Source organism: Streptococcus sp. 27098_8_69 (assembly GCF_041432445.1).
Classification (GTDB): Bacteria; Bacillota; Bacilli; order Lactobacillales; family Streptococcaceae; genus Streptococcus.
In genome coordinates this window covers 18,808-31,811 of the sequence record NZ_JAPVZO010000028.1, presented here as the reverse complement: position 1 = coordinate 31,811, position 13,004 = coordinate 18,808, and the positions used below count along the sequence as shown (strand labels likewise).

The window sequence follows — 13,004 nt, the reverse complement described above, 5'->3', positions numbered from 1 at the left end:
CGGAAGTCTCGCTTTTTTTGCTAGGAGTAGGATATGAAGGATTTAACAGTTAGACAACTACAAGCCTATTTGCTAGAACATTACCAGCAATCTCGTACAGAGGAAGGTCTTTTTATCAAGCTAGTAGAGGAAGTTGGTGAAGTAGCCGAGGTTTTAAATGGACGTTCTGGACGAAAAGAGGGAGTTCAGGACTCAAATGAGGAACTTGCTAAAGAACTTGCTGATATTATTCATTATACGGTTGCAATCGCAGCTATCAACGATATTGATCTAACCAAGACCATTTTTGAAAAAGATAAGAAAGCTGCCATCAAGTATCACCATGAACGAGATTTGGAGGGATATTTAGAAGCGGAAGGTCAGAACTAGCTTTTTTCTCCAACTTGTGAAAATACCTAGAACGTGATAAAATAAAGGATAAGGATTTTTAATAATTCATTATATAGAATGAGTGGATTTCTTTATGAAGAGGTTTGAAGTATCTACAGAAATCGGTAGTCTCTCTGTTACTTATCAAAAGCAAAAGAAAATGCTTGTTTGTCTAAATGGAGCAGGTTTGATACCAAGTTATGAAAATTTTTCACTTATACTTGAAAAACTTCTTCCCACAATTGGTTATTTGACAATTGATTTTCCAAACACAGGTAGGAGTTCGATTCAGAACCTAGCTGGAAAAAATCTGGACAATCTTGTAGATGCAGTTTATGAAATTCTTAAAAAACTAAATATTTCTGATTATGTACTTTGTGTTCATAGCTTGAGTGGAATCTTAGCTTGCAAATTGATGAACAAAGATTTTAATTGTCAAGCTTTAGTGGCGATTGAACCGACAACTAAAAAAGTAATGTTTGCTGATTTTTCAAAGAATCCTTATCCAGAAATGGAAAAGCAAATGAGACTGATTGAAGAATTCGGTCCTGAACTTTATTTTAAGAACTTAACTCAAACCACCTTTAGCCCTGAAATTAATAAAAAGATATGGGAATTAATGCAAGAAAAAGGCTCAGAGTTGGAATCTCAAGTTCCGGGCTTTCAGGTATCTGTTGAGATCACCAAGGAAGATTTTGAGGATGTGTCAATAACAGATCGTATCCCTGTATTTATTTTTTGTCAGGCTTATAGAGAAAAAGAGTACAGAGAATCAGAATATTGGACTTCTAAGACTAGACTTATTCTAGGTGGAAGTCATCATTATTTACAGTGGTCTGAATCAGAAAAAATTGTAGATATTATTAAAAAATTGTAGATATTATTAAAAAATTGTAGATATTATTAAAAAATTGTAAGAAGAAAATGGAGATAAGGAAATTACAGGAGATCAAATGAACTATTTTAACGTTGGAAAAATCGTCAATACACAAGGTTTGCAAGGTGAGATGAGAGTCTTATCTGTGACGGATTTTTCGGAAGAACGCTTTAAAAAAGGTGCAGAGCTAGCCTTATTTGATGAGAAGGATCAATTTGTTAGAACAGTGACTATCGCAAGTCACCGTAAGCATAAAAACTTTGATATCATCAAATTTAAGGATATGTATCACATCAATGATATCGAAAAATACAAGGGCTACAGTTTGAAGGTTGCAGAAGAAAACCTGAATGACCTGGATGAGGGTGAATTTTACTATCACGAGATTATTGGACTAGAGGTCTACGAGGGTGATAACTTGATTGGAACTATTAAGGAAATCCTTCAACCAGGTGCCAATGATGTCTGGGTAGTTAAGCGTAAGGGAAAACGGGATCTGCTTTTACCATATATCCCACCGGTTGTCCTTAATGTAGATATTCCTAATAATCGTGTGGATGTAGAACTCTTAGAAGGGTTAGACGATGAAGATTGATATTTTAACCCTCTTTCCAGAGATGTTCTCGCCTCTAGAACATTCTATCGTTGGAAAGGCCCGTGAAAAAGGGCTTTTAGATATCCAGTATCATAATTTTCGTGAATATGCTGAAAAGGCCCGTCATGTGGATGATGAGCCATATGGCGGGGGTCAAGGGATGTTGCTACGTGCGCAGCCAATCTTTGATGCCTTTGACGCTATTCAAAAGCATAATCCGCGCGTGATTCTTTTGGATCCTGCAGGTAAGCAGTTTGATCAAGCCTATGCTGAAGATTTAGCCCAAGAAGAAGAACTCATCTTTATCTGTGGTCACTACGAGGGCTATGATGAACGCATTAAGACCTTGGTAACAGATGAGATTTCTCTTGGTGATTATGTTCTAACTGGTGGAGAACTGGCAGCAATGACCATGATTGATGCGACGGTTCGCTTGATACCAGAAGTAATTGGGAAGGAAACCAGTCACCAAGATGATAGCTTTTCATCAGGCCTTCTTGAATACCCTCAGTACACACGTCCTTATGACTATCGTGGCATGGTGGTTCCAGAAGTGCTTATGAGTGGGCATCATGAGAAGATTCGTCAATGGCGTCTCTATGAAAGTCTCAAAAAAACTTATGAACGTAGACCAGATTTGTTGGAACATTACGAATTAACAGCAGAAGAAGCCAAAATGTTAGCAGACATTAAAGAAAATACAAATTAAAAGGAGAAGCCTATGCAAGTCATTAAACGTGATGGACAAGTTGCCGACTTTGATCCAGATAAAATCTATCAAGCCATTCTCAAAGCTGCTCAAACAGTTTATGTTTTGACCGATGATTTACGTCAAAATCTAGCTCAGGTAACTAAGAAGGTTGTCTTAGATCTAGAAGAGGCAAAAGTGGAGCGTGCGACAATCAGCATGATTCAATCAATGGTTGAGCATCGCTTGCTTGGCGCAGGCTACATTACCATAGCTGAACACTATATCTCTTACCGTTTGCAACGTGATTTAGAGAGAAGTGGTTACGGAGAACACATTGCTGTTCACCTTCATTTTGAACAAATTCGTTAATAGAAAAGAGTGAGATGAAGTAAACTCATCTCACTCTTTCTTAAATCGATTTTTTTGGGCAGTTTGGACAGTTGAGGGAACAAAACTCACTTTCTGAATATCTGGTATTCGAATAATGCGGGTCACATTTTTTGCAAAATTTTTAACGATAATTTGCTGGCGGTCTGTATCATATTTGATGATATCCCCTGTAAAACTCGTATCTGAAAAAATAATGTGGACAGCAGTTTTTTTTAGGAGCGCCTCTTTAATGGCACTTGTCAGGGAGTCGGCTTTGGAATGATCTGGTTCTTCTCGCCCGTCGAGAAAGCTTTGGAACTTTTGTTGAATGTGTTTAAATAAATCTTTCATCGGAGCCTCCCTTCTTTTTATCATTATTATATACAATTTTAAGAAAATCTACAAGATTTTACGAATAATCAAGTGAAGACAATCAAAAGGAGAATACAATGGCAGAATTTACATTTGAAATCGAAGAACACCTACTTACACTCTCAGAGAATGAAAAAGGTTGGACCAAGGAAATCAATCGTGTTAGCTTTAACGGAGCACCAGCAAAGTTTGACATTCGTGCTTGGAGTCCAGACCACACTAAGATGGGGAAAGGAATCACCCTCTCAAACGAGGAGTTTCAAGTGATGGTCGATGCCTTCAAAAATCAATAAGCAATCATATAAAAACAGACGAAAGGAGGTTGGGAGAAAATTCCCGACCTCCTTTCTTTATTTATGTGAAAAGTAGGGTTGATTACTAAGACGTTGAAGGAGTGGTCGTCCGATAAAGCTAATGGCAATAATTTTTGCAAGATCAGGAATGATAAAGGGAATGACACCGACAGCCAGTGCCTTATCAAAAGGCATACCAGCGAGGAAGTGTAGGCTGAGGATACCACCGACAAAAACAAGTGAATCACCCAAGAGATTGGCTAGGAAAATACGTACAACACCACTATTTGTGTGTGTTAGATAAGATGCAAGTCCTGCATAGACTAGGTCAAACCAAAGATAACCAGCGCTTGGTCCTACTAAAACATGGAAACCAGCTCCTCCACCAGCAAAGACAGGAAGACCAATGGCACCCAGTAAGAGATAGATTCCAACAGAGAGAACAGCTTCCCTAGGAAGAAAAACAGTAGCGATGAGTCCGATAGCAAAGTTTTGCAGAGTAAATGGTACAGGTCCAATTGGGATACTGATTTGGGCTAATACTGCAATCAGAGCAGACCCAATAGCTGGAATAGCGTAAATATGTGCTTTTTTCATAATAGTTAACCTCTTTCGTAATTTATAGTAACTATTATACTGGAAAGGAGATGATTGTCAACCTGTTTTAAAAATAAAGGTTACAAATTTGTAACGGCCGATTTAGAGAGAACCGGAGACCAAGAGATTTTTCAGAACACGGATAAATCATGTCAGTCATAAAAAGAGTAACCTTATGGAGCTTGGCTATCATATTGTGTAAACATTTAGAAATATTGATGGAATGCTATTTTTATGAGTTCCTAAATTTGCTCTAGTAAAAGAAAAAGATTGAAGAAAATGGTCCAAAATAGACTTTTTCTTCAATCTGAGTGACCGTGATGGGCTCTTTTTGTATTAACGCATAGTGACAAATTCTTCTGAGCCAGTTGGATGGATAGCGACAGTAGCATCAAAGTCTGCTTTTGTAGCGCCCATCTTGATTGCTACTGCAAAACCTTGAATCATTTCATCGACGCCATAGCCGATACCATGAAGGCCAACGACCTTTTTGTCCTCACCAGCTGTAACGAGCTTGAAGCGTGCTTCTTGACGGTGACTAGTAACTGCAGAATACATAGAAGCAAATTTTGAAGTATAGACTTTAATGTTTTCTTGGCCGTACTGTTTGATAGCTTCTTCCTCAGTTAGACCGACAGTTCCAATAGCTGGGTGTGAAAAGACAACAGTTGGAATAGTCGTGTAGTCCATTTTGGCATTGGTTTTTCCATTGAAAAGTCTTTCGGATAGGGTACGTCCAGCCTTGATAGCAACAGGAGTCAGTTCTTTTTCACCTGTCACATCGCCAAGGGCGTAGATACCATCAACGGCTGTGTTTTGGTATTCGTCAACTTGGATGAAGCCACGTTCATTGAGGGTAACACCAGCTTTTTCGAGTTGAAGTCCTTCAACATTTGGACGGCGACCAGTTGCCCAGATAACTTGACTAGCAGTATGAGTACTACCATCTTCGAAATGAATGGTAATGCCTTGTTCAGTTTCTTCAAGTTTAGCAGGAACCTTATGGGTGTGGAGGTTTAATCCAGTGTTGGCCATTTCTTGAACTAGACTCTCAACAATATAACTATCAAATCCACGGAGCGGACGCTCGCGACGGACGAATAAATCTGTCTGCACACCAAGGGTATGGAGCACGCCAGCCAATTCGACAGCAATGTAACCTGCCCCAAGAATGGCTACAGATTCAGGTAACTCTTCCCAAGCAAAGACATCATCAGAACTACCACCTAGTTCAGCACCAGGAATGGCAGGAATATGAGGATGTGCCCCAGTTGCAATCACGATGTGCTTAGCACGGATTAACTCACCATTGACGCTGACTGTATGAGCATCAACGAACTCGGCGCGACCTTCAATCAAATCAACTCCGTTACGCTTAAAGCTTCCACCATAAGAAGAGCGAGCACGATCAATATAGGCTTCACGATTTTTACGAAGCCTTGCATAATCAAATTCATTGCCAGTACTTGTAAAACCATAGTCAGGTCCATATTTGTGGATGCTCTCTGCGATTTGAGCTCCATACCACATGATTTTCTTAGGAACGCAGCCAATATTGACACAGGTTCCACCTAATTTCTTTTCCTCAATAACTGCCGCTTTAGCACCATGTTCACCAGCACGATTCATGGTAGCAATACCCCCGCTACCTCCTCCAATGGCGATAATATCGTATTCTCTCATAGAAAGCTCCTTTGTTGTTTTCTAGTCATATTCTATCTTTTTTTGGAGGTCAATGCAAAAATCTGCTACGTTTAAAATTTTTAAGAAAATGCTTGCAAAAATAAAAAAGAAAGTGTATTATATAACTAATACAACAACAAAAGATTTAGCAAATGTTTTTGGATAGTGAGAAATAAATTGTCCATTTTTAGGATATGTGCTATAATCTTAATATATATATTTATAAAAGGGGTATTGCTATGAAAAGAAAGTCAAAAGCTAAGAAATGGCCTTTATTTACTGCTATTGGAGTGGCGTCAGTACTTGTAGTGGGAGCAGCAGCTGTTCTTCTATTGAGACAACCAAATCAAGATGCAGCAAAAGATGAAACTGCTAAGATAGTCCTTGCCAAAGAGGGGTCTGTGGCATCTTCAGTTCTTTTATCAGGTACAGTAACTGCTCAAAAAGAACAATATGTTTATTTTGATGGCAGCAAGGGAGATTTGGATGAGGTTCTAGTTTCAGTTGGTGATAAGGTAAGCGAGGGCCAGGCCTTAGTCAAGTATAGTAGCACAGAAGCCCAGGCTGCCTATGATGCTGCCAGTCGTGCAGTTGCTAAAGCTGACCGTCATATCAATGAACTGAATGAGTCTCGAAATACCGCCGCAGCAACACCTAACCTTCCGCAAGCAGGTCTAGAAGGAGCAACTGGACAAGCGCCAGCTCAGTTATCCGGTTCTGCCACAGCTGCTATTGATTCTCAAATCAGCGATGCTCGTGATGTGCGTGCAGATGCAGAAGCGCAACTCGAAAAAGCTCAAGCCCAGTTGAATGCTGCTACAGTATTGAGTACGGTGGAGGGAACAGTTGTTGAAGTGAATCGTAACGTTTCAAAATCTCCAACAGGAAATAGTCAAGTTTTGGTTCATATCGTAAGTAACGATAACTTGCAGGTCAAGGGAGAGCTTTCTGAGTACAACCTTGCCAATCTATCTGTAGGCCAAGAAGTCACTTTTACTTCCAAGGTTTACCCAGATAAAACTTGGAATGGTAAGATTAGCTATATTTCAAATTATCCAAAAAATAACAGTGAAGCAAGTAGTAGCTTAGCTGCTTCAAACACAGGTTCTAAATATCCATATACAGTCGATGTAACTAGCGAAATCGGTGATTTGAAACAGGGCTTTACAGTCAGTGTTGAAGTGAAAAGCACTAGCAAAGCATTGATTGTTCCGATCACCAGCGTAGTCATGGAAGAAGATAAAAACTATGTTTGGATCCTTGATGAAAATCAAAAGGCCAAAAAAGTTGAAGTTGGATTGGGCAATGCAGATGCAGAAAATCAAGAAATCACATCTGGTCTGACAGATGGAGCAAAAGTCATCAGTAATCCGACAGCTTCCTTGCAAGAAGGAAAAGAGGTGAAGACTGATGAAGCAACTAATTAGCCTCAAAAATATCTGTCGTAGCTATCGCAATGGTGATCAAGAACTACTAGTCCTCAAGAATATTAACCTAGAAGTTCATGAGGGAGAATTCGTAGCAATCATGGGACCATCAGGTTCTGGTAAGTCCACCCTCATGAATACCATCGGTATGTTAGATACACCTACAAGTGGTCAGTATTTTCTAGATGGAAAAGAAGTAGCTGGTTTAGGTGAAAAACAATTAGCCAAGGTTCGAAATCAGGAAATCGGCTTCGTCTTTCAACAATTCTTTCTCTTGTCCAAGCTCAATGCTCTTCAAAACGTAGAACTGCCCTTGATTTATGCTGGAGTTTCAGCTTCAAAACGGCGTAAATTAGCAGAAGAGTATCTGGAAAAGGTTGAACTGACAGAGCGTAGCCATCATTTACCTTCGGAGTTGTCAGGTGGTCAGAAGCAAAGGGTTGCCATTGCGCGTGCATTGGTCAATAACCCTTCGATTATCTTGGCAGATGAACCTACTGGAGCCTTAGATACTAAAACTGGAAATCAGATTATGCAGCTTTTAGTTGAATTAAACAAAGAAGGAAAAACCATTATCATGGTTACGCATGAGCCTGAAATTGCCGCCTATGCGAAACGTCAAATCGTCATCCGAGATGGTGTCATTTCGTCTGATAGTGGTCTAGTAGAAAAGGAGGAAAACTAAGATGCAGAATCTGAAATTTGCCTTTTCATCCATTATGGCCCACAAGATGCGGTCCTTCTTGACCATGATCGGAATTATCATCGGTGTATCCTCCGTTGTCGTGATTATGGCCTTAGGTGATTCCATGTCTCGTCAGGTCAATAAAAATATGACCAAGTCCCAGAAAGATATCCATGTCTTTTTCTCACCTACAAAGAGTAAGGACGGTTCCTTTACACAAAAACAATCTGCATTGACCTTGTCTGGTGGTCGAGAAGAAGATTTTGTTGAACCACCAAAACCTCAAGAAGCATGGGTCAAGGAAGCTGCTAAGCTCAAGGGAGTGGATAGCTACTATGTGACCAACTCAGCCAATGTGACCTTGACTTATAAGGATAAAAAGGTCGAACACGCTAACATGACGGGTGGGAATGTCACCTATATGGATGCGGTCGAAAATGAAATCATTGCAGGTCGTGGTCTTAGAGCGCAAGATTATAAAGATTTTGCAAGTGTGATCATCCTAGATGAAGAACTAGCCAATAGCCTTTTTGGTTCAGCAAAAGATGCGCTTAATCAGATTATTGAAGTAAACGAAATTAGTTACCGTGTTATTGGTGTTTATGCAAGTAAAGAAGCCAAGGCAGTCAAATCCTTTGGAGTCGGAGGACTACCAATCACGACCAATATTTCCTTAGCAGCTAATTTTAACACTGATGAGATTTCAAATATTGTCTTCCGTGTTAACGATACGAGCTTAACCCAGACTTTGGGACCAGAGTTGGCAAGAAGAATGACAGAGATTGCAGGTCTTCAACAAGGGGAATATCAAGTTGCAGATGCGTCTGCTGCCTTCCAAGAAGTTCAACAACTCTTTGGCTTCATAACAACGATTATTAGTGCCATTGCAGGGATTTCCCTTTTTGTCGGTGGTACTGGTGTTATGAACATTATGCTCGTTTCAGTGACAGAGCGTACCCGCGAGATTGGTCTACGGAAAGCACTAGGAGCAACTCGGGGTAATATTCTGGTTCAGTTCTTGATTGAATCCATGATTCTAACCTTGTTAGGAGGGGTCATCGGTCTTGTGCTGGCTGCAGGGGTGACTATGCTTGCAGGTGTCCTTCTTCAAAACATGATTGCAGGAATCGAAGTTGGCGTATCCATCCCAATCGCTCTCTTTAGTTTAGCTGTCTCAGCTGGTATCGGTATGATATTTGGTGTTTTACCAGCCAATAAAGCTTCTAAACTTGATCCGATTGAAGCACTTCGCTATGAATAAGATAATCAACAGGAAAAACAAGATGGACACTTGTCTATCTTGTTTTTGTGGCTCTTTGTCAACTGTAGTGGGTTGAATAAAAGCTATAGTGGATTGAAATAAGATGCGAACAGAGAGATTAGGAAAGTCAAACTAATTTCTAGAAATATTTTTAGCAGTTGTAGTGTACTGTTCTAGATTCAATCTACTATAACATCTGGAGAGGACAATCGTTGTCCTCTCCATTTTTATATTCAGAGCGATGAAAATTCGTTTCTCAAAGTTGTCAAAGTTCCTAAAACCAAAAGCATTTCGTTTGATGAGTTTAATGAGATTATTAGTCGCTTCCAATTTAGCGTTGGAATAGGGCAATTGAAGGGCGTTGACAATTTTCTCTTTGTCCTTGAGAAATGTCTTAAAGACAGTCTGAAAAAGAGGATGAACCTGCTTCAGATTGTCCTCAATAAGTCCGAAAAATTTGTCTGGCTCCTTGTTCTGAAAGTGAAAAAGCAAGAGCTGATAGAGATTATAGTGGTGTTTCAAGTCTTCTGAATAGCTCAAAAGCTTGTCTAGAATCTCTTTATTCGTTAAGTGCATGCGAAAAGTAGGGCGATAAAAACGTTTATCACTCAGTTTACGGCTATCTTGTTGGATGAGTTTCCAATAGCGCTTGATGGCCTTGTATTGATGGGATTTTCTATCGAATTGGTTCATAATTTGAACACGAACTCGACTTATAGCTCGGCTTAAGTGCTGAACAATGTGGAAACGATCAAGTACAATTTTTGCATTAGGAAAAAGCTGTTTAGCCAAGTTATAGTAAGGACTAAACATATCCATAGTAATGATTTTCACACGACATCGGACCGCTCTATCGTAGCGAAGAAAGTGATTGCGGATGGTAGCTTGTGTTCTTCCCTCAAGAACAGTAATGATATTGAGCTGATCAAAGTCTTGTGCGATAAAACTCATCTTTCCTTTGGTAAAGGCATACTCGTCCCAAGACATAATCTCTGGAAGACAAGAAAAATCATGCTTAAAGTGAAAGTCATTGAGCTTACGAATGACAGTTGAAGTTGAAATGGCCAGCTGATGAGCAATATCGGTCATAGAAGTCTTCTCAATCAACTTTTGCGCAATCTTTTGGTTGATAATACGAGGAATTTGATGATTCTTCTTAACGATAGAGGTTTCAGCGACTATCATTTTCGAGCAATGATAGCACTTAAAATGACGCTTTTTAAGAAGAATTCTGGTAGGCATACCAGTCGTTTCGAGGTAAGGAATTTTCGACGGTTTTTGAAAATCATATTTCTTCATTTGACATCCGCACTCAGGGCAAGACGGGGCGTCATAGTCCAGTTTAGCGACGATTTCCTTGTGTGTATTCCAATTGATGACATCTAGAATCTGGATATTAGGGTCTTTAATATCGAGTAGTTTTGTGATAAAATGTAATTGTTCCATATGATTCTTTCTAATGATGGTTTGGTCGCTTTTCATTATAGATCTTATGGGACTTTTTTTCTACACAAAAATAGGCTCCATAAGATCCATAGGGGATTTACCCACTACAAATATTATAGAGCCGTTTTTGTATGGATTTCCTTATCGAAAATCATCAAAATATGATATAATGAAGTGTTAGAAAAACAGGTTTCATTAGCCTGGAAAGGAAATATTATGTCTGAAAAGAATTTTTATATTACAACGCCGATTTACTATCCATCTGGTAAACTTCATATCGGTTCTGCCTACACTACCATCGCTTGTGATGTCCTAGCTCGTTACAAACGCCTTATGGGCTACGATGTCTTTTATTTGACTGGTCTTGATGAACATGGTCAAAAAATCCAGCAAAAAGCAGAAGAAGCTGGCATCACGCCTCAAGCCTATGTTGATGGAATGGTAGTTGGAGTTAAAGAACTATGGCAATTACTAGATATCTCATACGATAAATTTATCCGTACAACTGATGACTACCATGAAAAAGTTGTCGCACAGGTCTTTGAACGCTTGCTTGCTCAAGATGACATCTACTTGGGAGAATACTCTGGTTGGTATTCAGTATCAGATGAGGAATTCTTTACAGAAAGCCAGCTTGCAGAAGTTTTCCGTGACGAAGCTGGAAATGTAACTGGCGGTATCGCTCCATCAGGTCACGAGGTTGAATGGGTTTCAGAAGAGTCTTATTTCCTTCGCCTCAGCAAATACCAAGACCGCTTGGTCGAATTTTTCAAATCACATCCTGACTTCATCACTCCTGATGGTCGTCTGAATGAAATGCTGCGTAACTTCATTGAGCCAGGTTTGGAAGACTTAGCAGTATCTCGTACAACCTTTACCTGGGGTGTACCAGTCCTATCAAATCCAAAACACGTTGTCTACGTTTGGATCGATGCCCTTCTTAACTATGCGACAGCTCTTGGTTATGGTCAAGATGAACATGGTAACTTTGATAAGTTCTGGAATGGAACAGTCTTCCATATGGTTGGGAAAGACATCCTTCGTTTCCACTCCATCTACTGGCCAATCCTTCTTATGATGTTGGATGTTAAATTACCTGACCGCTTGATTGCCCATGGTTGGTTTGTCATGAAAGACGGTAAGATGTCTAAGTCTAAAGGGAATGTCGTTTATCCTGAAATGCTGGTAGAGCGCTATGGTCTCGATCCACTTCGTTACTACCTCATGCGTAGCCTTCCAGTTGGTTCAGACGGAACCTTCACTCCAGAGGACTATGTAGGGCGTATCAACTATGAATTAGCAAATGACCTCGGAAACCTCCTCAACCGTACGGTTTCAATGATTAACAAGTACTTTGATGGTCAAATTCCTGCCTATGTAGAAGGTGTAACAGACTTTGACAATGAACTTGCTCAAGTGTCAGAACAATCAATCGCTGACTACAATACCTACATGGAAGCAGTTGACTATCCACGTGCACTTGAAGCAGTCTGGACTCTCATCTCACGTACTAATAAATACATCGATGAGACAGCTCCATGGGTACTGGCTAAGGACGAAGCGCACCGTGACCAATTGGCAAGTGTGATGAGCCACTTGGCAGCTAGCCTTCGTGTCGTAGCTCACTTGATTGAGCCATTTATGATGGAAACCAGTCGTGCAGTCTTGACACAACTTGGTCTAGCAGAAGTTTCTAGCCTTGAAAACTTGAGCTTGGCTGATTTCCCTACAGGTGTGACTGTAGTGGCCAAAGGAACACCAATCTTCCCACGTCTCGATATGGAAGAAGAAATCGCCTATATCAAGGAACAAATGGAAGGCAACAAGCCAGCCGTCGAAAAAGAATGGAATCCAGATGAAGTCGAACTCAAACTAAACAAGGAAGAAATCAAGTTTGAAGACTTCGATAAGGTTGAAATACGTGTCGCAGAAGTCAAAGAAGTTTCTAAAGTAGAAGGTTCTGATAAGTTGCTTCAATTCCGCTTGGATGCTGGAGATGGTGAAGATCGTCAAATCCTTTCTGGTATTGCAAAATATTATCCAAACGAACAAGAATTGGTCGGCAAGAAAGTCCAAATCGTTGCCAACCTCAAACCACGTAAAATGATGAAAAAATATGTCAGCCAAGGGATGATTCTCTCAGCTGAGCATGATGGCAAATTAACCCTTCTCACAGTTGATCCAGCTGTACCAAACGGAAGTGTGATTGGGTAAAAATAGACAGGACTAGTTCATGCTAGTTCTGTTTTTTCTATGTGACTTTCAGTCTGTCTTGCTCCGTTAGGTGCGAGACAAATATAGTAGATTGAAGTTGGAATGGTACACTGTTGTTTCTAAAA

Annotated in this window: 14 protein-coding genes; 10 read left to right on the top strand and 4 right to left on the bottom strand. The window is 40.0% G+C overall.

Going from position 1 to position 13,004, the window contains the following annotated elements:
- Nucleotides 1–33 precede the first annotated feature (33 nt).
- The 5 genes from O3658_RS09140 to O3658_RS09120 all read left to right on the top strand — a co-directional run bounded on the left by O3658_RS09140 (nucleotide 34) and on the right by O3658_RS09120 (nucleotide 2,901).
- Complete coding sequence (locus O3658_RS09140) at nucleotides 34–369, top strand: MazG nucleotide pyrophosphohydrolase domain-containing protein (protein ID WP_000654200.1); 336 nt, start codon at nucleotides 34–36, stop codon at nucleotides 367–369.
- Nucleotides 370–463: 94 nt separating this feature from the next.
- Nucleotides 464–1,246 carry an alpha/beta fold hydrolase gene (locus O3658_RS09135; RefSeq protein ID WP_371561033.1) on the top strand — a complete coding sequence of 261 codons (783 nt, stop codon included), beginning with the start codon at nucleotides 464–466 and terminating at the stop codon, nucleotides 1,244–1,246.
- Nucleotides 1,247–1,322: 76 nt separating this feature from the next.
- On the top strand, nucleotides 1,323–1,841 hold the full coding sequence (gene rimM / locus O3658_RS09130; RefSeq protein ID WP_371561031.1) for a ribosome maturation factor RimM: 519 nt from the start codon (nucleotides 1,323–1,325) through the stop codon (nucleotides 1,839–1,841).
- Nucleotides 1,831–2,550 (top strand): tRNA (guanosine(37)-N1)-methyltransferase TrmD, encoded by a 720-nt coding sequence (gene trmD, locus O3658_RS09125; protein WP_371561029.1) that lies wholly within the window; start codon nucleotides 1,831–1,833, stop codon nucleotides 2,548–2,550. The genes rimM and trmD overlap by 11 nt, the downstream gene beginning before the upstream one ends.
- 12 nt (nucleotides 2,551–2,562) lie before the next feature.
- A complete protein-coding gene (locus O3658_RS09120; protein ID WP_001196044.1) occupies nucleotides 2,563–2,901 on the top strand; it encodes an ATP cone domain-containing protein in 339 nt (112 codons plus the stop codon).
- A gap of 30 nt (nucleotides 2,902–2,931) precedes the next feature.
- On the opposite strand, the gene O3658_RS09115 is transcribed toward O3658_RS09120, so the two are convergent.
- Nucleotides 2,932–3,252 (bottom strand): hypothetical protein, encoded by a 321-nt coding sequence (locus O3658_RS09115; RefSeq protein ID WP_371561027.1) that lies wholly within the window; start codon nucleotides 3,250–3,252, stop codon nucleotides 2,932–2,934.
- Nucleotides 3,253–3,350: 98 nt separating this feature from the next.
- Here O3658_RS09115 and O3658_RS09110 point away from each other — a divergent pair, with 98 nt between their 5' ends.
- Complete coding sequence (locus tag O3658_RS09110; protein ID WP_000807425.1) at nucleotides 3,351–3,566, top strand: YdbC family protein; 216 nt, start codon at nucleotides 3,351–3,353, stop codon at nucleotides 3,564–3,566.
- Between the two features lie 57 nt (nucleotides 3,567–3,623).
- Here the strand turns inward: O3658_RS09110 and O3658_RS09105 are convergent, their stop codons facing one another.
- Entirely contained in the window at nucleotides 3,624–4,163 is a 540-nt protein-coding gene (locus O3658_RS09105; RefSeq protein WP_371561024.1) for a biotin transporter BioY, read from the bottom strand.
- A 336-nt stretch (nucleotides 4,164–4,499) separates the two neighbouring features.
- Nucleotides 4,500–5,846, bottom strand: a complete 1,347-nt coding sequence (gene gor, locus O3658_RS09100; RefSeq protein WP_371561022.1) for a glutathione-disulfide reductase — start codon at nucleotides 5,844–5,846, stop codon at nucleotides 4,500–4,502.
- Between the two features lie 239 nt (nucleotides 5,847–6,085).
- Between gor and O3658_RS09095 the strand changes: the two genes are divergently transcribed.
- From O3658_RS09095 to O3658_RS09085, 3 genes are read left to right on the top strand one after another with little or no spacing between them, the layout of a single operon-like run.
- The gene (locus tag O3658_RS09095; protein ID WP_371561020.1) at nucleotides 6,086–7,273 is read left to right on the top strand and encodes an efflux RND transporter periplasmic adaptor subunit; all 1,188 of its coding nucleotides are present in this window, start codon (nucleotides 6,086–6,088) and stop codon (nucleotides 7,271–7,273) included.
- Nucleotides 7,257–7,958, top strand: coding sequence for an ABC transporter ATP-binding protein (locus tag O3658_RS09090; protein WP_045763774.1), 702 nt, complete (start codon nucleotides 7,257–7,259; stop codon nucleotides 7,956–7,958). Before O3658_RS09095 ends, O3658_RS09090 begins: the two co-directional genes overlap by 17 nt.
- Before the next feature lies 1 nt (nucleotide 7,959).
- Nucleotides 7,960–9,219 (top strand): ABC transporter permease, encoded by a 1,260-nt coding sequence (locus tag O3658_RS09085; RefSeq protein ID WP_371561017.1) that lies wholly within the window; start codon nucleotides 7,960–7,962, stop codon nucleotides 9,217–9,219.
- 132 nt (nucleotides 9,220–9,351) lie between these two features.
- Here O3658_RS09085 and O3658_RS09080 read toward each other — a convergent pair whose 3' ends face one another.
- Nucleotides 9,352–10,665, bottom strand: coding sequence for an ISL3 family transposase (locus tag O3658_RS09080; protein WP_371561015.1), 1,314 nt, complete (start codon nucleotides 10,663–10,665; stop codon nucleotides 9,352–9,354).
- A gap of 216 nt (nucleotides 10,666–10,881) precedes the next feature.
- On the opposite strand from O3658_RS09080, the gene metG reads away from it, so the two are divergent.
- A complete protein-coding gene (gene metG, locus O3658_RS09075) occupies nucleotides 10,882–12,879 on the top strand; it encodes a methionine--tRNA ligase (RefSeq protein WP_371561013.1) in 1,998 nt (665 codons plus the stop codon).
- The last annotated feature ends 125 nt before the right edge of the window (nucleotides 12,880–13,004 follow it).